This window comes from Stenotrophomonas sp. AR029 (assembly GCF_047520695.2).
Taxonomy (GTDB): Bacteria; Pseudomonadota; Gammaproteobacteria; order Xanthomonadales; family Xanthomonadaceae; genus Stenotrophomonas; species Stenotrophomonas sepilia.
In genome coordinates this window covers 279313-298092 of the sequence record NZ_JAXBQQ020000003.1, presented here as the reverse complement: position 1 = coordinate 298092, position 18780 = coordinate 279313, and the positions used below count along the sequence as shown (strand labels likewise).

Sequence of the window (18780 nt, the reverse complement as noted above, 5' to 3'; positions counted from 1 at the left end):
ACTCCTTTGCGGGGGATTTACTTTGAGGTCAGTGCCTGCAGCACATCGGCACGGTTGGCGGTGCGATTGATCCGGCAGGACTGCGCGTCCAGCATCTGCCCCTGCCCGTCTTCGGCAGGGTTCCAGCTGCAGTAGCGATTGGTATCGGACATGTAGGCAGCCTGCTCGTCCATCAGCCTGTCCTTGTCCTTGCCATCGGGGCCGTCAACGATCTTCATGAAAGCCTGCTCGAGCCGCTGCTCCTGCCAAGCAAGCTCGTCATCACCACACGCCTGCAGTGCCGATGTCTCGCCGCCGCTGGATCTCACGCATGCAGCATACTGCGGCCGCAACGTCGCCTTGTTGTAGGAATCATCCGGGCGCTGCGGCGGCATGTCCTGGTCATCGGCATCGGCCACCGTCGTGGCAGGTGCGGCACGTGCAGGCTCTGCAGTGGCGGGCGGCGATGCAGTGGCCGGCGCGGCGGCCGCGGGAGCAGCTGCCGTATCCGCCTCCGGGCTCTTGGCCTGGCATGCCGCCAGGCTGAGGCCAAAGGCCAGCGCAAGGGCGATGGCCCCAGCCTTGCCGAACGTTTCACGGGGGGCCGCTGGAAGGTGGTTTATTCCCTGCATTGCTTGCATCTCCTTGGCATCCAGGCGCGTGGCCCGTCAACGCGGGGCCGTCCATCGGCCCCATCAGGAAACGCATGCTACGCGAGCGCCGGTTTCAGATGCCTGACCGGATTCAGAATGCGTGCACCTCGTCGCAGAAGCAGGATGCGTAAGCCTCAATGCCCGCCCGCGCGCCCGCCCACCTGTTCGATCAGCGTCTGGCTAGCCACATTGAGGCTTACCACCACCACCTCCGCCCCATGCGCGGCCAGCTTTTCCTGCGCACGTTCCAGCGCGGCCACTGCGGTCAGGTCCCACAGGTGGGCGTCACGCAGGTCGATCTGCACCTTCGGCGCGACGTGCTGGTAGTCAAACGCCGCGCCCAGCTGGCCGGCAGACGCAAAGAACACCTGCCCGCGTACGCGGTAGACCTGCGTGTCTCCGGCATCCTCGCGCTGCACCTCCAGCATGCGGCCGACCTTGCGGGCGAAGAACAGCGCCGACAGCAGCACGCCACTGAGCACGCCCTTGGCCAGGTCGTGGGTGGCCACGGTGACCACCACGGTCAGCAACATCACGGCCGAGGAACTGCGCGGATGCGTGCGCAGGTCGCGCAGCGAGCGCCAGCTGAAAGTGCCGATGCTGACCATGATCATCACCGCCACCAGCGCAGCCATCGGGATCTGCCGCACCAGGTCGCTGCCGTACACCACCAGCACCAGCAGCAGCACGCCGGCCACCAGGCAGGACAGGCGGCCGCGGCCACCAGACGTCACGTTGATGACCGACTGGCCGATCATCGCGCAGCCGGCCATTCCGCCGAGGAACCCGGTGACCGTGTTGGCCACGCCCTGGCCGACGCATTCGCGGTTGCGCTCGCTGGGCGTCTCGGTGATGTCCTCGACGATCTGCAGGGTCATCATCGATTCGAGCAAGCCGACCACGGCCAGCGTGGCCGACACCGGCAGCAGGATGCGCAGCGTTTCCCAGCTGAGCGGTACATCGGGGATGAGGAACTGCGGCAGGCTGTCCGGCAGCTGGCCCATGTCACCAACACTGCGCACGTCCACGCCAAAGCCGATCACTACGGCGGTGAGCACGACGATTGCCACCAGCGGCGAAGGCACAGCGCGGGTGAGGCGCGGCAGCAGGTAGATGATCGCCAGTGCGGCGGCACACAGCACGTAGACGGTGGGACCGCGGCCGATCAGTTCCGGCATCTGCGCCAGGAAGATCAGGATCGCCAGCGCGTTGACGAAGCCGGTGATGACCGAGCGCGAGACGAATCGCATCAGCGACCCAAGCTTGAACACACCGGCCAGCACCTGCAGCAGGCCGGCCAGGATGCTGGCGGCGAACAGGTACTGCAGGCCATGGTCCTTGACCAGGTCGACCATCACCAGCGCCATTGCACCGGTGGCGGCGGAGATCATGCCCGGCCGGCCGCCAGCGATGGCGGTGACCACCGCGATGGAAAACGCGGCGTACAGGCCAACCTTGGGGTCGACGCCGGCGATGAGCGAGAAGGCGATGGCCTCGGGAATCAGGGCCAGGGCGACGACCATGCCGGACAGCAGATCACCACGGATGTTGCCGAGCCATTGCTGGCGCAGGGGGTAGGACGTTTGCATGGAAAAACTCCGCGCGCACGCGGGCGTGGCCGCATGGCGCTGCAGTGGAAAGACGCGGGTTCCTGAGCCGGGCGGGCCGGCTGCCGAGATGCGGCAAGGGTCAGGGTGGCGTGATCACTGCAGGCGGGAATCGGTACGTGGGAGGGACGCAGTCTACGGCACAGGGCTGCCAAGGGACAGCGTCGACAGTCCGCAACGGCAGCGGAGCATGGCTCCGCTCTACAATCGCGCCATGGCCACCGACCACGCACAGTTCTTCGATCCCGCCACCGAACAAGGCGTGCTGCGCCTGTCCATCGCAGGCTCACTGCTGCTGGCCGCGGCAGCGGTAGTGTTCGGCCTGCTGGCCAATTCCTCGCTGATCATCTTCGACGGCATCTACGGCCTGATCGATGTGGTGATGACCTGGCTGTCACTGCTGGTCGCGCGGCTGATCGCACTGTCCACCAGCACCGACGCGCTGCAGTCGCGGCTCAACCAGCGCTTCACCATGGGCTTCTGGCACCTGGAGCCGATCGTGCTGGGGGTGAGCGGCACGCTGATGATCGGCGCTGCGCTGTATGCGCTGGTCAATGCGGTCGACGCGCTGATGTCCGGCGGCCGCCACATCGCGCTCGGTCCGGCCATCGCCTTCGCCGGGTTGTCGATCGTCGGCGAAGGTGCGCTGGCCTGGTTCGTGCTGCGCGCCAACCGCCGCATCGGCTCGGAGTTCATCGCACTGGATGCGAAAAACTGGGTGATCGCGGCCAGCATGTCGGCCTGCTACCTGCTGGCCTTCCTCGGCGGCGTGCTGGTGCAGGGCACCTCCTGGGCCTGGGTCGGGCCGTACATCGACCCGGCCATCCTCGCCTTCGTCTGCGTGCTGGTGATGATCGCCCCGCTCGGCACCGTGCGCCGGGCGCTGGCCGGCATCCTGCTGGTCACCCCGCCGGAACTGCAGGCGCATGTGGATGCGGTGGCACGCGCGATCGTGGCCAGGCACGGCTTCGTTGAGCACCGCAGCTACGTCGCGCAGGTGGGGCGTGGCGAGCAGATCGAGCTGTTCTTTGTGGTGCCGGAAGACGACCCGCCGCGGCCCTTGGTGGAATGGGACCGGCTGCGCGACGAGATCGGCGAAGCGCTGGGCGAGGCCTCGCCGGACCGCTGGCTGACCATCATGTTCACCACCGACCGCGAGTGGACGATCTAGGCCGGCAGGACGATTGATCAAGTTTTTCGTACGCGTTGCAACCCAACGTACGCGGAAAGCGGGCAAAGTAGGCTCCAACGCAACACCCACCCACTGACCAGGAGCATCCCGATGTCCATCGAAAAGGTTCTGTACACCGCCCAGGCCACCTCTACCGGCGGCCGCGAAGGCCGTTCCGTCTCCTCCGACAACGTGCTGGACATCCAGCTGTCGACCCCGCGCGAGCTGGGCGGCGCCGGCGGCCCGGGCACCAACCCGGAACAACTGTTCGCCGCCGGCTACTCGGCCTGCTTCCTGGGCGCGTTGAAGTTCGTGGCCGGCCAGGCCAAGGTCGCGTTGCCGGCCGACACCACCGTCACCGGCAAGGTCGGCATCGGTCAGATCCCGACCGGTTTCGGCATCGAGGCCGAGCTGACCATCAACGTGCCGGGCGTGCCGCGCGAGCAGGTCGAAGAGCTTGTGCAGAAGGCGCACATCGTGTGCCCGTACTCGAATGCCACCCGCGGCAACATCGACGTGACGCTGATCGTTGCCTGATGCAGCGCCGGGGTCGGATCCCTTTGCCAACAGCAAAGGGCTCTGACCCCATCCCAGGCCCGGCACGGCTATATGGGGTCAGAGCCCTTTCGCGTTGCGAAAGGGATCCGACCCCAGTGATCAGCCCCCCCCCAAAAAAATGGGCGGATGCCGGTCGAAACCGAGCATCCGCCCATCCCACCTCGGGTGGGCCCCGGCACGTGGCCGGGGACGCATTCGCTACGGCGCGCATCCATCCTTCTGGAGGAGAGCCCCCTTGTTGTTCAAGGGGGTGCGCCAACGGCGCGGGGATAAGGTGGAATGCGCGGACCAGCGACCGGTTACCGGTCGCTGGTGATGAGCTGCACGACGCTGGAGAAATCCAGCTTGCCGCGGCCGGCCTGGTGGTTCATCGAGTACAGGTTGCGGGCCACTTCGCCCAGCGGGATCGAGGCGCCGACACTCATCGCCGCTTCCACCGCCAGGCCCATGTCCTTCAGCATCAGATCGCTGCCGAAACCGCCGCTGTAGCCGCGCGAGGCCGGCGCATTTTCCAGCACGCCCGGCCACGGGTTGCACACTTCGGTGGCCCAGCTGCGGCCGGTGCTGACCGCCATCATCTGCGACAGCACCTTCGGGTCCAGCCCGTGCGCAACACCCAGCGCGATGGCTTCACCGGTCACCGCCATGATCACGCCCAGCGCCATGTTGTTGCACAGCTTGGCGACCTGGCCGGCACCGCTGGCGCCGACATGGAAGATGTTCTTGCCCATCGCCTGCAGCACCGGGCGAGCGCGTTCCAGCGCGTCCTCTTCGCCACCGACGATGAAGGTCAGGGTGCCGGCCTGGGCGCCCGCGGTACCGCCGGAGACCGGCGCGTCGATCATCTGCAGGCCACGCGCGGCGGCCGCTTCGGAAACCTTGCGGGCACTGGCCGGTGCGATCGTGCTGCAGTCGATGACCAGTGCACCCGCTGGGATGGCGGCGAGGATGCCGTCATCGCCCAGGTACACCCCTTCGACGTGGCGGCTGGCCGGCAGCATCGAGATCACGACTTCCGCATCGGCCAGGGTGTCGCGTGCCGACGACGCCGCGCTGGCACCGGCATCGACGGCGGCCTGCACCGCAGCCGGGACCAGATCGAACACGCGCACGGTGTGGCCGTTCTTGACCAGATTGGCGGCCATCGGGCCACCCATGTTGCCCAACCCGATGAATGCAATGCGGCTCATGCAAGGCTCCTTTCAACAAGGGGAGTGCCCAGGTCGGCCAGCGGATGCGCGGCAGCGGCCCAGGGGGAAGCAAAGAAGGTGTCGGCCCACGCGCCGGTGGCCTCGGCCAGGGTGGCCGGGTTCCACTGCGGATTGCGGTCCTTGTCGATCAGCAGTGCGCGGATGCCTTCGGCGAAATCGCCGTGGGCGGCGCAGTGCAGCGCGGTGATGTACTCCAGCCGGTAGACGCTGGCCAGGTCCTGGCCGGCGCTGCGGCGCTGCAGCTCGAACGCCAGACGTGCCGAGCCGGGCGCGCCGGCGGCAAGCGTCTTCTGTGCCGCCTGCAGCCAGGCATCGTCGGTCTGCAGCGCGCTGATGCGTTTGATGATCGCGGGCAGGTCATCGCCTTCGCACAACGCATCGACCTGCGCCGCGTTGGCCAGCAGCGGACCGGTCGCAGCATCACTGGCATGCGACTGCAGCAGATGGGTCAGGCGTTCGTGGTTGTGTGCGGAATCACTGGACCAGGCCACCTGCAGCAGCGCATCGAACACCGCGCTGCGGCGTTCTTCAGCCACGTGCACATCGGCCAGGCCGGCATAGATGGCATCGCCCGGATTGAGCAACGCGCCGGTCAGGGCCAGGAACAGGCCGCCCTTGCCCGGCACGCGCGGCAGCAGCCAGCTGCCACCGACATCCGGGAACAGGCCAACGGTGATTTCCGGGAAGGCCAGCTTGGAGCGCTCGCTGACCACGCGGTGGCTGGCGCCGGACATCAGGCCGATACCACCGCCCATCACGATGCCGTGGCCCCAGCACAGGATCGGCTTGGTATAGGTGTGGATGAGGTAATCGACGCGGTACTCGACGTCGAAGAACTCGGCGGCGTAGTCGTTCTCGCGGATGTCGCTGCGGCCGTCCTCACGGAAGGCGACCATGGCCTTGTACAGGCTGTGCAGGTCGCCGCCAGCGCAGAACGCCTTTTCGCCAGCACCCTGCAGCACCACCATGGCGATGCCGTCGTCGTCGGCCCAAGCGTTCAACTGCTCCAGCAGCAGGTGTGCCATCGGCAGCGAGAAGCCATTGAGCGTGCGCGGCGCGTTGAGCGTGGCGAGGCCGATGCGCACGCCGTTACCGGCCACGCGCTCCTCGAACAGCACAGGTGCGTCGTCGGCAGCGGTGTCGGCGCTCATGCGTTCTTCCACTGCGCGGCGCGCTTTTCCAGGAAGGCAGTCACGCCCTCGACCTGGTCGGCGGTGTCGAACAGGTCGACGAAGGCTTCGCGCTCGGCCACCAGCGCCGAGGCGTGGGTGCCGGTGCGGGTGGACTGCACCAGGGTCTTGCAGGCGGCGATGCTGGTCGGGCTCTGCTTGCCGGCCTTTTTCGCCCATTCCAGCGCCAGTGCCTTGGCTTCGCCCTTGCCGACCTTTTCTTCGGCCAGCCCGATGCGCAGCGCGGTCTCGGCGTTGATGCGCTCACCCAGCAGGATCATGCGCTTGGCCCAGCCTTCGCCAACCAGGCGCGGCAGGTTCTGGGTGCCACCGGCGCACGGCAGCAGGCCGACGGTGGCCTCCGGCAGCGCCACCTGGGCGTGCTCTTCGATGATGCGCAGGTCGCAGGCCAGTGCGCATTCCAGGCCTCCGCCCATCGCGTAGCCGTTGATCGCGGCGATCGACACGCCACGGAAACCGGACAACGCCTCGAAGGCTTCGCCGAAACGGCGCGCGGCTTCGCGCGCTGCGGCCTTGTCGCCGGAAGCGAACTGGTTGAGGTCGGCACCGGCGGAGAAGAACTTCTCGCCGTCACCGGTGATCACCAGTGCGTAGACGTCACGGTCTGCGTTGAGCGCGCCGACCAGGTCGCGCAGCGCCGACAGGCTGTGCACGGTCCAGGTGTGCGCCGGCGGGTTGTTCAGGGTGACCACGGCGGTGTGGCCGTCGGCCTCGACCTTCAGGCCCACGTGCTCCTGGGTACGCCAATCCTTCATCGCAGTTCCTCTTCGGTGTTGAGCAGGTGACGGGCAACGATCACCCGCATGATCTCGTTGGTGCCTTCCAGGATCTGGTGCACGCGGCAGTCACGCAGCAGGCGCTCGATCGGGTACTCGCGGATGTAGCCGTAGCCACCGTGGATCTGCAGCGCTTCATTGCAGACGTTGAAGCCGGCATCGGTGGCGAAGCGCTTGGCCATCGCGCACCATACGTTGGCATCGCTGGCCCCGGCATCGAGCTTGCGTGCGGCGGTGTGCACCATCTGCCGCGCGGCCACCAGCTGGGTGACCATGTCGGCCAGCTTGAACTGCAGCGCCTGGAACTCGGCCAGCGCCTTGCCGAACTGGCGGCGCTCGCCCATGTAGCGGCGCGCGGCATCCAGCGCGCCCTGCGCGGCACCCAGCGAGCAGGCGGCAATGTTGATGCGGCCACCATCAAGCCCCTTCATCGCCAGCTTGAAGCCGCCGCCTTCCTCTCCCAGAAGGTGGCTGACCGGCACGCGGACGTTTTCGAAGGTGATGCCACGGGTGGGCTGGCTGTTCCAGCCCATCTTCTCTTCCTTGCGGCCGAAGCTGATGCCCGGCAGGTCCGACGGCACTGCAATGGCGCTGACGCCGCCGGCACCGGCACCGCCGGTACGTGCCATCACCACCAGCAGTTCGGTGGCACCGGCGCCGGAGATGAAGGCCTTCGAGCCGTTCAGCACGTAATGATCGCCGTCGCGCACGGCGGTGGTCTTCAGCGAGGCCGCATCGGAGCCGGCACCCGGTTCGGTCAGGCAGTACGAGGCCAGCCTGTTGCCCGAGGACAGGTCAGTGCCCCACGCATCGCGCAGTGCTGGCTGGCCCCACGTGGACACCATCCACGAGGCCATGTTGTGGATGCTGATGTAGGCCGCAGTCGACGGATCGACGTTGGCGAGCTCCTCGATGACGACGGCGGCGTCCAGCCGGCTCAGGCCGCTGCCGCCCACTTCCGGGTCCATGTACAGACCGCAGAAGCCCAGTTCACCGGCCTTGGCGATCGCCTCGCGCGGAAAGATGCCCTCCGCATCCCATCGCGCGGCGTGTGGCGCCAGTTCGGCCTGTGCGAAGTCGCGCGCCGCCTCGCGGTACGCCTGCTGCGCTTCTTCCAGTTCCGTCGTCATCGAGTGGCTCATGGCTGCTCCTGCCGTTACTTCAGGCTGATCGTGGTGTTGACGCCGTGGCTCAGCGTCTCGTCATCGAACCAGCGCGCGGTGACCGTCTTGGTCTGGGTGTAGAACAGCACCACCTGCTTGCCATACGGGCCCAGGTCACCCAGCTTGGAGGCGCGCGAACCGGTGAACGAGAACAGCGGCACCGGCACCGGGATCGGCACGTTGATGCCGACCTGGCCGACGTCGATGTCTTCCTGGAACTTGCGCGCGGCCGCGCCGGACTGGGTGAACAGTGCGGTGCCGTTGCCGTTCGGGTTGCTGTTGACCATCGCGATGGCGTCTTCCAGCGTTTCTGCTTCGAGGATGACCAGCACCGGCCCGAAGATTTCTTCCTGGTAGATGCGCATGTCGGTGGTGACACCGGCAAAGATGGTCGGGCCGACGAAGTTGCCCTTCTCGAAGCCATCGACCTGCGGGTTGCGGCCGTCGAGTACCAGCTTGGCGCCCTGCTCCACGCCCGAGGCGATCAGGCCTTCCACGCGCTCGCGGGCGCTGCAGGAAATGACCGGGCCGACGTCGGTGCCGGACACGGTGCCGGCGCTGACCTTCAACGTCTTGGCCTTTTCGACCAGGTCCTGCACCCAGTTGCGCGCCTCACCGACGAGCACCAGGGTGGAGGCGGCCATGCAGCGCTGGCCCGCGGCACCAAAGGCGGCACCGACCATCGCGTTGAGGGTCTGTTCCTTGTTGGCGTCCGGCAGCACCACGGCGTGGTTCTTGGCGCCCATCATGCACTGCACGCGCTTGCCGGCCAGCGAGGCGCGGTTGTAGACGTGGGTGCCGACGCGGGTGGAACCGACGAACGACACGGCCTTGATGTCCGGGTGGTCGCAGATCGCGTTGACCACTTCTTCGCCACCGTGGACGACGTTCAGCACGCCCTTCGGAATGCCGGCTTCCAGGGCAAGCTCGACCAGGCGCATGGTCACCATCGGGTCCTGCTCGGACGGCTTGAGGATGAAGGTGTTGCCCGTTGCAATCGCCATCGGGAACATCCACAGCGGGATCATCGCCGGGAAGTTGAACGGTGTGATGCCGGCGCACACGCCCAGCGGCTGCATGATCGTGTAGGTGTCCACGCCATTGGCCACGTTGTTGGCCAGCTCGCCCAGCTGCAGGTTGCCGATGGCGGCGGCGTGCTCGACCACTTCCAGGCCGCGGAACACATCGCCTTCGGCGTCGGGCAGAGTCTTGCCCTGTTCGGCGGTGAGGATGTGGGCCAGCTCGCTCATGTTCTCGCGGATCAGCTGCTGGTACTTCAGGAAGATGCGCGCGCGGGTGCCGATCGGGGTCTTGCGCCAGGTCTTGAAGGCTTCCTTGGCGGCGGCGACGGCGGCGTCCACTTCGCCGGTGGTGGCGAAGGGCACCTTGGCCAGCACGTCCTGGGTGGCCGGATTGATCACGTCCTGCCAGTGGGAGGTGGCCGATTCAACGAACTGGCCATCGATCAGCATGCGGATACGGGGCGCTGCAACAGTCATGACGACAATCCCACAGGGTGCGAAAGATGCTTGGCATTATTCACAGCACCCAGCTCGATTTCTGGGCTGAATCCGCTTAATCTGGCCAACACGCCCCACGATTCCTGTTAATTCTGTGAATCCCTCAGCTCCCCAGCGGCAACTCGGCCTGCGCCTGCGGCGGTTGCGCGAACAGCGCGGCTACAGCCAGGTTGACCTGGCGCGGGCGCTAGGGCTGTCGGCCAGCTACCTGAACCAGATCGAGCGCAACAAGCGCCCACTGACCCCGGCCGTGCAGAAGAAGCTGGGCCAGGTACTCGGCGATGTTTCCGCACTGTTCGACGAAGATGAGCCCGCCGCGCTGCAGGAAGCGCTGGGCGAGACCCTGCGCGACCTGGGCCTGGCCGAAGTCAGCGCCACCGAACTGCGCACCCTGGCGGGCAACCTGCCGCAGGTCAGCCGTGCGCTGCTGGACCTGCACCGCCGCCACCTGGCACTGCGCGAGCATGCCGCCGCGCTGGAATTCCAGCTGGGCGAGCCCGGCGCCGGCAGCACCCTGCCGGCCGGCGACCAGGTACGCGAGTTCTTCAACCGCATGCACAACCATATTCCCGAGCTGGACGAACTGGCCGAGCGCCTGTTCGCCGAGTGGGGGCTATCGCCTGGGCATGTGGCGCCGCGCTTGCGCCAGCTGCTGGCCGACCGCCACGGCGTGCTGGTGGAAGTGGCCGCACTGCAGGCCGGGCGCGAGAAGCGCCATTACGATGCCGGCACGCGCCGGTTGTGGCTGCCGGACTACCTGGAGCCAGGCCAGCAGGCGTTCCAGATGGCCGCCGAACTGGCCCTGCACGGCTACCTGCCGCAGATCGACGCGGTGGTGGCGCGTGCGGGCTTCACCGATGACGCGCGCATCGCGCAGGCGCGGGTGGGTCTTTCGAACTACTTCGCCGGCGCGCTGGTCATGCCCTACATGCGCTTCCTGCGTGCGGCCGAGGCCAGCAGCTACGACATCGAACTGCTGGCGCACCAGTTCGGCGTCGGCTTCGAGGCGGTCTGCCACCGGCTGAGCACGCTGGCACGGCGCAGTGCGCCCGGCCTGCCGTTCTTCTTCATCCGCGTGGACCGCGCGGGCAACGTATCCAAGCGCCATTCGGCCACCGACTTCCACTTCTCGCAGGTGGGCGGCTCGTGCCCGCTATGGATCGTCTACGAGGCGTTCAACCAGCCAGGCCGCATCCTTACCCAGACCGCGCGCATGCCCGATGGCCGCCGCCATTTCTGGCTGGCGCGGCAGGTCAGCAGTGGCCCGGTGGGCCATGGCCAGCCCCGCAAGACCTTCGCGGTGGCGCTGGGCTGCGATCTGCAGCATGCCGAACGCATGGTGTATTCGCTGGGGCTGGATGTGCAGAGCCCAGGGAACTCGGTTTCGATCGGACCGGGTTGCCGGGTGTGCCCACGCGAGGACTGCATGCAGCGTGCGTTCGCGCAGTTGCCGGGCAGGTAGGGGGTTTTGCAGGGCTGCGCCCCGCACCTGCGGTAGTGCCGGCCGCTGGCCGGCAACCTCAAAGGCAAAAGCGGGCATTCCGTGGGTTGGCGGGGTGGGTCCGGTTGCAGGGGACGCTGCAAGTACCCCTCCGGGGCCCGGCCCAGCCGCTGGCGGCTGTGCGTTCGGGCGCTTGCGAAGCAGTGCTTCGCAAGCAAAGCGTCCTCACCCATGTAAGCTCGGTCGCCGCTTGCTCGTGTGCGCTGTCCTGCGCACACGGCAAGAGCGGGGTTGGGCGTCCTGCCCAACCCGCCCGAGGCACGCCTCGGGCCCATGCGGCTCACGCCCCTGCCACCGGACCCACCCCATCCGGATGAATTCTCATTTTGGAATGCATCCACGCGTGGCGTGGCTCTACTGGTAGGTGCCAACCCTGGTTGGCGCGTTTTAGTCCCAGAACACGGTCAGTACGCGGTGGCCTTCCGAGGGCACAGGTGCGTCGATGTGTTGGCCGTACGGCCAGCCTTCGCCCACACCGTCGCATTCCAGACCCTGCAGCCAGCCTTCCACGGTCTCGACGTCGGCACTGGTCAGCACATGCACGTTCTCCGCAGCAGGCCATTCGCTGTCGTCTTCCAATGCACTGCCCCAGTCCTGGTGCAGGCCGACGTACACGCCTTCCACTTCAGGCTTCGCTGCAATCACGGCCAGGCGCGCGTACAGCTCGGCAATCGGCGGGCGGCCGAAACCCCATTGGTTGGGCGCGATGCATTCTTCGAAATCATTGCCTTCGAAGTACGCAGCCAGTGGCACCACCGGCAGGTGTTCCGGGTCGCGAGTATCGAGGCGTTCAAGCAGATCCAGCAGTTCCTGGCGGGCAGACATCCACAGCTCCTTGCGACATGAAGCACGATTGTATCGATCGCGCTCAGTAGATCGGCGTCACCTTCATCTGCGGCAGCGGGCGCGGTGCGCCGTCGGTCAGGTCCGGGCCAAGGTCTTCCCACGTGCGGCCCTGCTCGACCATCTGCGCCCACAGCTGCTGCGAGCCGCGACGTTTGTCTTCCGAGCCGAGCTTGTACGACGGCGGTGCCGGCTCGCCACGGGCAACCATCGAGTACGCCGCGCGATAGGCCAGCACCTGCTGCGCCGGGTCGTCGGTACGCGCCACTTCCAACGTGTAGCGCTGATAGGCCGAGGCCAGGTTGCGCCAGCGGATCCAGTAGTGGTTCCCGAACGAGAACGAACAGAAGCGCGCGCCCGCCAGGCTGCCCTTGTCGGCGATGCGGGTCAGCACCTCCTGCGGCATGTCCAGGTTCATGCCGCCTTCGTCGCCCTGCAGGCTGACGTGCACGATACGGTCGCGGTAACCCGGCGCGCGTGCCTGCAGCAGGTCACGCCAGTTCTGCATGGTCGCCACGACTGCGAACAGGAAGCGCCCCAGCTCGGCTGCGGCGAGCGGCGTGGCAATGGACTGGTAATGCCGTTGCCAACCGTGGCGGTTTTCGGTGGGCAGGAACACGGCACGTTCCAGCGCCTGTCGGCCATCACTGCCACGTCCCACGTCCTCGGCATGCTGCGGGTAGACCAGGTTGATGGCGAAGGTCGGCCAGCGCGGTAGGGCGGCATCAAACAGATGGATCGGGAAGTTGCTGCTGATGCCACCATCGGAGAACCAGCAGATGCGGAACGCGGTAATCACCGGGCCGCAGGTCTGCCCGGCGCTGGTCAGCCCTTCCATGCTGTCGGCCACGTTGTGTTCCTGGTCGGCGGCAGGTGCAGTGGGTTCGCAGCGGCGTTCGCGGCGCGAGGGCTCATGCAGCGGCACCGCGCTGATCAGCAACGGGAAGCTCAGGCTCATGCGCGTGGCCACCAGCACCGGCAGCTTCGGACCCTGCGGCAGGTGGTAGTACCGGCGCCCTTCCACCTCCAGCGGCGGGCCGGCCTGCGTCACCAGCCACTGCACCACGCTGGCGGGGAACAACTGCTCGAACTCCTCGCGCAGGAACCAGAACTGCGCGCCGCCCAGCGGCAGTGTGCGTGGTTCGTTGTGCGATACGCAGGTGGTGATCATCTGCAGGCTGATCGCATGCGGGCTGTCCGGCTCGCCGGCATAGCGCGGCGCGTCATGCAGGTCGGCAAAGGTCAGCGGTGCATCCAGCGGCTTGCCGGACAACTGCTGCAGGCATTCATGCAGCCACTCGGTCAATGCCGGTTTACGTGCATCGCGACCGAGGCCACTGCACAGGCCCAGCAGGTTGCGCCGGGCCACGCGCGCCACGCGCAGCGCGGCTCCGGCCACGCCTGCACCGTAGGCGCACAGCAGCGACGGCAGCAGCGTCGCGGCCACGCCGCTCCAACCACCGCCCCACCCGCCCAGACCGAGCAGCAGCGCCAGCGACACCAGCACTTCCAGCGGCGCGATCTCGAATACCGCCACCGCCAGGCACAGCAGTTTGTGCGGCAAGCTGGCATTGCCGGTCAGCACCACCAGCAGCCGATAGGCCGCACGCGCGCCCCGCGCCGGTTGGAACAGGCTGTAGATGAACCCCCGCCGCGACAACTGCGCCGACACCGCCGACAGCCCGCCATAACCGGCATCACCGGGCAGGTGCTCGCCGGCCTGCTGGCGCCGATCACCGTATGCCGCCGCAGCCGCCACCGCCGCAGCGATGGCGCCGGCAGAGGTGCCGCCGATGCTCTTGAACCGATACTCGCGTGCCAGCGCCAGTACCGCGTTGGGGTACACGATGCCGCTGGTGATGCCGCCTTTCATGACCAGATCGCAGTACTTGTCCGCCACCGTCTTGCCCCCGAGCCTACCGTCCGCCGCGTGGATGCCAGTATGGCGCAGCGGCTTCTCAGGGCCTGAGAACACCACCGCAGTCCGGGCAGGAATCTGCGGCGTTCAGCAGATGGCAGGCCTGCAGGCTTGACCGGATACACCATCGGCGTAGCATCTGCAGCAAGCCAAGGGACAGACCCGCGGCTGCCACAACGACATGAGGGATTCTCATGGAATTCGACTATCTCGTCTTCATCGGGCGATTCGAGCCCTTCCACAACGGCCACGCCGCCGTTGCCCGCCTGGCCCTGAGCCGGGCCCGCAAGCTGATCTTCCTGGTCGGCTCTGCCGATACCCCCCGCAGCCTCCGCAATCCCTGGACCGTGGCCGAACGCGCCGTGATGATCCAGGCCGCCCTCGATGGCCACACCGACCGCCTGCTGATCCGCCCGCTGCGTGACCACCTGTACAACGAAGCACAGTGGATCGCCAGCGTGCAGCGCCAGGTGGCCGACGCCCTGCGCAACGACGGTGCCGCCGCCGATGCAAAGGTGGGCCTGATCGGCATGGACAAGGATGCCTCCAGCTACTACCTGCGGGAGTTCCCGCAATGGCCGCTGGTGGACGTGCAGCACACCGCCACCCTGTCGGCCACCGAGCTGCGGCGCTACCTGTTCGAAGCCGGCGACGTCGACTTCCACGGCGCGCTGCTGATGCTGCGTGGCAATGTGCCGGCGCCGGTGTACGACATGCTCGAAGCGTTCCGCAAAAGCGCGCCTGCGTATGCCCAGCTGGTGGCCGAGTACCGCTTCATCGAACAGTACAAGGCCGCCTGGAAGGATGCGCCCTACGCGCCCACCTTCGTCACCACCGATGCGGTGGTGGTGCATTCGGGCCACGTGCTGCTGGTACGGCGCCGTTCGGAGCCCGGCAAGGGCCTGTGGGCGCTGCCCGGCGGTTTCGTTGGCCAGGAGCAGAGCCTGCTGGACAGTTGCCTGCGCGAACTGCGCGAGGAAACCCGCCTTAAGATTCCGCTGCCGGTGCTGAAGGGTTCGCTGAAGGGCCAGCAGGTATTCGACCACCCCGACCGCAGCCAGCGCGGCCGCACCATCACCCACGGTTTCCACTTCGAATTCCCGGCCGGTGACCTGCCGCCGGTGCGCGGTGGCGACGACGCCGACAAGGCGCGCTGGATACCGGTGAGTGAGGCGTTGGACATGGGCCCGCAATTGTTCGAAGACCACCTGCACATCCTGGAGTATTTCCTCGGCCGCGGCTGACCTGCCCGGCTCTCCCCACCGGCGGATAGACCGCTGGTGTCACTCGACGCGAAGGAGCTTCCGTCATGCACTACCTCGATAACCTTCTCCTCAACACCGACAGCTACAAGGCCAGCCATTGGCTGCAGTACCCGCCGGGTACCGATGCCACGTTCTTCTACGTGGAATCACGTGGCGGCCTGCACGATCGCACGGTGTTCTTCGGCCTGCAGGCGATCCTCAAGGACGCCCTGGCACGGCCGGTCACCCACGCCGACATCGACGACGCAGCTGCGGTATTCGCCGCCCATGGCGAGCCGTTCAACGAAGCCGGCTGGCGCGATATCGTCGATCGGCTCGGCGGCCACCTGCCGGTGCGCATCCGTGCCGTGCCCGAGGGTAGCGTGGTACCCACCCACCAGGCACTGATGACCGTCGAGTCGACCGACCCGGCTGCATTCTGGGTGCCGTCGTACCTGGAAACGCTGCTGCTGCGCGTGTGGTACCCGGTCACCGTGGCCACCATCAGCTGGCATGCACGGCAGACCATTGCTGCGTTCCTGCAGCAGACCAGCGACGATCCGCAGGGGCAGCTGCCGTTCAAGCTGCACGACTTCGGCGCCCGCGGTGTATCGAGCCTGGAATCGGCCGCGCTGGGCGGTGCCGCACACCTGGTCAACTTCCTCGGCACCGACACCGTCTCGGCCCTGTGCCTGGCCCGCGCGCACTATCACGCGCCGATGGCCGGTTATTCGATTCCCGCCGCCGAGCACAGCACCATCACCAGCTGGGGCCGCGAGCGCGAAGTGGACGCCTACCGCAACATGCTGCGCCAGTTCGGCAAGCCGGGCGCGATCGTGGCAGTGGTGTCGGACAGCTATGACATCTACCGCGCGATCAGTGAACACTGGGGCACGACGCTGCGTGATGAAGTGATCGCTTCGGGCGCCACCCTGGTCATCCGCCCCGACTCGGGTGACCCGGTGGACGTGGTGGCCGAAAGCCTGCGCCGGCTGGATGAAGCATTCGGCCACACCCTCAACGGCAAGGGCTACCGCGTACTCAACCACGTGCGGGTGATCCAGGGCGATGGCATCAACCCGGATACGATCCGCGCCATCCTGCAGCGCATCACCGAAGACGGCTACGCCGCCGACAATGTGGCCTTCGGCATGGGCGGCGCGCTTTTGCAGCGGCTGGACCGCGACACCCAGAAGTTCGCGCTGAAGTGCTCGGCAGCACGGGTCGAGGGTGAGTGGATCGACGTCTACAAGGACCCGGTCACCGATGCCGGCAAGACCAGCAAGCGTGGCCGCATGCGCCTGCTGCGGAGCCTGGATGACGGCAGCCTGCACACGGTGGCGTTGCCTCCCAGCGGTGACGAGGCGCTGCCGACCGGCTTCGAGGATGCGATGGTGACCGTGTGGGAGAACGGGCGCCTGCTGCACGACCAGCGCTTGGATGAGATCCGCGCGCGGGCTGCGGCGGGGCGTTGAGGCGCATCCCGACCGGGGTCGGATCCCGTTGCAGCGCAAAGGGCTCCGACCCCGGTGCCCCTTGACCCACGCCGGCAACGCGTCCACCGTGGGCACGCCGAAGGTATCCCTGCCGTGGCTGGATGGCGGCAGGGAGTTAAACGGGAATCCGGTGAAGGCGCTTCGTGCGCCCATTCCGGAGCTGCCCCGCAGCGGTGAATGGAAACGAATCCTGCCAACAGCACTGGGCTCGCGCCTGGGAAGCGGCAGGGAGTAGGTGGGCTGCGGCCCGTGTCCATCAGCCCGAATACCGGCCCCGGCCGGGGGACACGACCGTCCCCTGATTCGACCTGGACTCTCCGCGGGGAGGGCGCCGGGGCCATCGCCCGCCTGCACGTACAGGCGGCGTGGCCGCGCGCGTCCTGTTCACGGTAACCGGCCAGACCGCTCCCACGCCCTGACGCACGCCACGATGACCGAGTTCCAACGCCCCACCCTGACCCTGCCCGCCGATGGCAAGCGCCTGCTGCTGCATTCGTGCTGCGCGCCGTGCTCGGGCGAAGTGATGGAGGCGATCACCGCTTCCGGGATCGACTACGCGATCTTCTTCTACAACCCCAACATCCATCCGGTGAAGGAGTACGAGCTGCGCAAGCAGGAGAACATCCGCTTCGCCGAGCAGCACGGCATTCCGTTCATCGACTGCGACTACGACACCGACAACTGGTTCAGCCGTGCGCGTGGCATGGAGAACGAGCCCGAGCGCGGCATCCGCTGCACGATGTGCTTCGACATGCGTTTCGAACGCACCGCGCTGTACGCGCACGAGCACGGCTACGACACCATCAGTTCGTCGCTGGGCATCTCGCGCTGGAAGAACATGGCGCAGATCAACGACTGCGGCATCCGCGCGGCGTCGCGCTATGAAGGCCTGCAGTACTGGGACTACAACTGGCGCAAGGGCGGCGGTGCCAGCCGCATGATCGAGATCAGCAAGCGCGAGCAGTTCTACCAGCAGGAGTACTGCGGCTGCGTGTACTCGCTGCGCGATGCCAACCGCCACCGCCGCGAGAACGGCCGCGAGCGGATCAGGATCGGCCTGCTGTACTACGGGCAGGACGCTGAGGCGCCGCAGGGCGATTGACGTGCAGGCATGGGGCGGCCACGCTGGTCGCTCCTTCTGATGTAGTGGATCTGCCATGATTGCCCTGCCCGCCGATGTCGCCCTGCTGGTGATCGACCTGCAGCCGGACTTCATGCCCGGCGGTGCGCTGGCCTGCGACCAGGGCGATGCGCTGGTAACACCGATTGGCGATCTGTTGGCACAGCGTCGCTACCGCACCGTGGTGGCGACCCAGGACTGGCACCCGGCCGACCACGCCTCGTTCGCCAGCCAGCACCCCGGCAAGCGACCGTTCGAAACCATCCTGCTGCACGCGCAGCCGCAGACCCTGTGGCCGGACCACTGCGTGCAGGGCAGCGCGGGTGCCGACCTGCACCCGGGCGTGGACTGGACCGTGGCCGACCTGATCCTGCGCAAGGGCACCCGCCCACAGGTGGATTCGTACAGCGCCTTCCGCGAGAACCACGGCCCCGATGGCGAGCGCCCGGCCACCGGCCTGGCCGGCTGGCTGCATGAGCGCCGCATCCGCGAGGTGCACGTGTGCGGCCTGGCACGCGACTACTGCGTGCTGTGGAGCGCGCAGGACGCGGTGAAATCCGGCTTCCGGGTGAAGTTCCTGTGGGACCTGACCCGGCCGGTGACCGAGGCCAACGACGCGATGGTGCGCGAAGCGCTGGGCAAGGCAGGGATCGCGATCGCCTGAGGCGTGACCGCCGGGCATGGCCCGGCGCTACCGCGCACGTCGCTTATGCCGCTTGCGCGCTCCTGCCCACAACAACACAATCGATTCATCCAGCCCCCTAACTACGCCCCCCTACAGATCGCGGGACGGCCGAACCGGGGGCTTTTCATTGGATGAAATCAGGATT

Annotated in this window: 16 protein-coding genes and 1 riboswitch; of the genes, 7 read left to right on the top strand and 9 right to left on the bottom strand. The window is 67.2% G+C overall.

All coding sequences use genetic code 11. The features are described 5' to 3' along the window. Positions 1-17: 17 nt before the first annotated feature. Together ACM0PB_RS13585 and ACM0PB_RS13580 are read right to left on the bottom strand one after the other, a co-directional pair. Positions 18-611 carry a lysozyme inhibitor LprI family protein gene (locus tag ACM0PB_RS13585; protein WP_053498749.1) on the bottom strand — a complete coding sequence of 198 codons (594 nt, stop codon included), beginning with the start codon at positions 609-611 and terminating at the stop codon, positions 18-20. A gap of 155 nt (positions 612-766) precedes the next feature. Next, positions 767-2221, bottom strand: coding sequence for a SulP family inorganic anion transporter (locus tag ACM0PB_RS13580; RefSeq protein WP_065178425.1), 1455 nt, complete (start codon positions 2219-2221; stop codon positions 767-769). Positions 2222-2429: 208 nt separating this feature from the next. Between ACM0PB_RS13580 and ACM0PB_RS13575 the strand changes: the two genes are divergently transcribed. Continuing rightward, the gene (locus tag ACM0PB_RS13575) at positions 2430-3410 is read left to right on the top strand and encodes a cation diffusion facilitator family transporter (protein ID WP_065185593.1); all 981 of its coding nucleotides are present in this window, start codon (positions 2430-2432) and stop codon (positions 3408-3410) included. Positions 3411-3521: 111 nt separating this feature from the next. Next, a complete protein-coding gene (locus tag ACM0PB_RS13570; RefSeq protein ID WP_004153735.1) occupies positions 3522-3947 on the top strand; it encodes an organic hydroperoxide resistance protein in 426 nt (141 codons plus the stop codon). A 320-nt stretch (positions 3948-4267) separates the two neighbouring features. Here ACM0PB_RS13570 and mmsB read toward each other — a convergent pair whose 3' ends face one another. From mmsB to ACM0PB_RS13545, 5 genes are read right to left on the bottom strand one after another with little or no spacing between them, the layout of a single operon-like run. Then, positions 4268-5158, bottom strand: coding sequence for a 3-hydroxyisobutyrate dehydrogenase (gene mmsB / locus ACM0PB_RS13565; protein WP_005420650.1), 891 nt, complete (start codon positions 5156-5158; stop codon positions 4268-4270). Beyond that, positions 5155-6330 carry an enoyl-CoA hydratase/isomerase family protein gene (locus tag ACM0PB_RS13560; protein ID WP_164093131.1) on the bottom strand — a complete coding sequence of 392 codons (1176 nt, stop codon included), beginning with the start codon at positions 6328-6330 and terminating at the stop codon, positions 5155-5157. Before ACM0PB_RS13560 ends, mmsB begins: the two co-directional genes overlap by 4 nt. Then, entirely contained in the window at positions 6327-7124 is a 798-nt protein-coding gene (locus ACM0PB_RS13555; RefSeq protein ID WP_139726615.1) for an enoyl-CoA hydratase, read from the bottom strand. Before ACM0PB_RS13555 ends, ACM0PB_RS13560 begins: the two co-directional genes overlap by 4 nt. Then, a complete protein-coding gene (locus ACM0PB_RS13550) occupies positions 7121-8287 on the bottom strand; it encodes an acyl-CoA dehydrogenase family protein (RefSeq protein WP_065185591.1) in 1167 nt (388 codons plus the stop codon). Before ACM0PB_RS13550 ends, ACM0PB_RS13555 begins: the two co-directional genes overlap by 4 nt. Positions 8288-8301: 14 nt before the next feature. Further along, positions 8302-9807, bottom strand: coding sequence for a CoA-acylating methylmalonate-semialdehyde dehydrogenase (locus ACM0PB_RS13545; protein WP_005420657.1), 1506 nt, complete (start codon positions 9805-9807; stop codon positions 8302-8304). A 115-nt stretch (positions 9808-9922) separates the two neighbouring features. Here ACM0PB_RS13545 and ACM0PB_RS13540 point away from each other — a divergent pair, with 115 nt between their 5' ends. After that, positions 9923-11290, top strand: coding sequence for a helix-turn-helix domain-containing protein (locus ACM0PB_RS13540; RefSeq protein WP_065196016.1), 1368 nt, complete (start codon positions 9923-9925; stop codon positions 11288-11290). Positions 11291-11716: 426 nt separating this feature from the next. Here the strand turns inward: ACM0PB_RS13540 and ACM0PB_RS13535 are convergent, their stop codons facing one another. Then, positions 11717-12154 carry a YfbO family protein gene (locus ACM0PB_RS13535; RefSeq protein ID WP_065185588.1) on the bottom strand — a complete coding sequence of 146 codons (438 nt, stop codon included), beginning with the start codon at positions 12152-12154 and terminating at the stop codon, positions 11717-11719. A 43-nt stretch (positions 12155-12197) separates the two neighbouring features. Further along, positions 12198-14045 carry a patatin-like phospholipase family protein gene (locus ACM0PB_RS13530; RefSeq protein ID WP_065178417.1) on the bottom strand — a complete coding sequence of 616 codons (1848 nt, stop codon included), beginning with the start codon at positions 14043-14045 and terminating at the stop codon, positions 12198-12200. Positions 14046-14284: 239 nt separating this feature from the next. Here ACM0PB_RS13530 and ACM0PB_RS13525 point away from each other — a divergent pair, with 239 nt between their 5' ends. The 4 genes from ACM0PB_RS13525 to pncA all read left to right on the top strand — a co-directional run bounded on the left by ACM0PB_RS13525 (position 14285) and on the right by pncA (position 18614). After that, positions 14285-15334 carry a bifunctional nicotinamide-nucleotide adenylyltransferase/Nudix hydroxylase gene (locus ACM0PB_RS13525; RefSeq protein ID WP_414604762.1) on the top strand — a complete coding sequence of 350 codons (1050 nt, stop codon included), beginning with the start codon at positions 14285-14287 and terminating at the stop codon, positions 15332-15334. Between the two features lie 65 nt (positions 15335-15399). Then, positions 15400-16809 carry a nicotinate phosphoribosyltransferase gene (locus ACM0PB_RS13520; protein ID WP_414603798.1) on the top strand — a complete coding sequence of 470 codons (1410 nt, stop codon included), beginning with the start codon at positions 15400-15402 and terminating at the stop codon, positions 16807-16809. Between the two features lie 98 nt (positions 16810-16907). Next, a riboswitch (cobalamin riboswitch) is annotated at positions 16908-17121 on the top strand. A gap of 139 nt (positions 17122-17260) precedes the next feature. After that, complete coding sequence (locus ACM0PB_RS13515; protein WP_061480745.1) at positions 17261-17932, top strand: epoxyqueuosine reductase QueH; 672 nt, start codon at positions 17261-17263, stop codon at positions 17930-17932. A 55-nt stretch (positions 17933-17987) separates the two neighbouring features. Then, the gene (pncA, locus tag ACM0PB_RS13510) at positions 17988-18614 is read left to right on the top strand and encodes a bifunctional nicotinamidase/pyrazinamidase (protein ID WP_235649704.1); all 627 of its coding nucleotides are present in this window, start codon (positions 17988-17990) and stop codon (positions 18612-18614) included. The last annotated feature ends 166 nt before the right edge of the window (positions 18615-18780 follow it).

Coding starts and splice junctions, on each gene's coding strand:
- ACM0PB_RS13585 (WP_053498749.1), bottom strand. CDS start 611: ATGCAGGGAATAAACCACCTTCCAGCGGCCCCCCGTGAAACGTTCGGC.
- ACM0PB_RS13580 (WP_065178425.1), bottom strand. CDS start 2,221: ATGCAAACGTCCTACCCCCTGCGCCAGCAATGGCTCGGCAACATCCGT.
- ACM0PB_RS13575 (WP_065185593.1), top strand. CDS start 2,430: ATGGCTCCGCTCTACAATCGCGCCATGGCCACCGACCACGCACAGTTC.
- ACM0PB_RS13570 (WP_004153735.1), top strand. CDS start 3,522: ATGTCCATCGAAAAGGTTCTGTACACCGCCCAGGCCACCTCTACCGGC.
- mmsB (WP_005420650.1), bottom strand. CDS start 5,158: ATGAGCCGCATTGCATTCATCGGGTTGGGCAACATGGGTGGCCCGATG.
- ACM0PB_RS13560 (WP_164093131.1), bottom strand. CDS start 6,330: ATGAGCGCCGACACCGCTGCCGACGACGCACCTGTGCTGTTCGAGGAG.
- ACM0PB_RS13555 (WP_139726615.1), bottom strand. CDS start 7,124: ATGAAGGATTGGCGTACCCAGGAGCACGTGGGCCTGAAGGTCGAGGCC.
- ACM0PB_RS13550 (WP_065185591.1), bottom strand. CDS start 8,287: ATGAGCCACTCGATGACGACGGAACTGGAAGAAGCGCAGCAGGCGTAC.
- ACM0PB_RS13545 (WP_005420657.1), bottom strand. CDS start 9,807: ATGACTGTTGCAGCGCCCCGTATCCGCATGCTGATCGATGGCCAGTTC.
- ACM0PB_RS13535 (WP_065185588.1), bottom strand. CDS start 12,154: ATGTCTGCCCGCCAGGAACTGCTGGATCTGCTTGAACGCCTCGATACT.
- ACM0PB_RS13530 (WP_065178417.1), bottom strand. CDS start 14,045: ATGAAAGGCGGCATCACCAGCGGCATCGTGTACCCCAACGCGGTACTG.
- ACM0PB_RS13525 (WP_414604762.1), top strand. CDS start 14,285: ATGGAATTCGACTATCTCGTCTTCATCGGGCGATTCGAGCCCTTCCAC.
- ACM0PB_RS13520 (WP_414603798.1), top strand. CDS start 15,400: ATGCACTACCTCGATAACCTTCTCCTCAACACCGACAGCTACAAGGCC.
- ACM0PB_RS13515 (WP_061480745.1), top strand. CDS start 17,261: ATGACCGAGTTCCAACGCCCCACCCTGACCCTGCCCGCCGATGGCAAG.
- pncA (WP_235649704.1), top strand. CDS start 17,988: ATGATTGCCCTGCCCGCCGATGTCGCCCTGCTGGTGATCGACCTGCAG.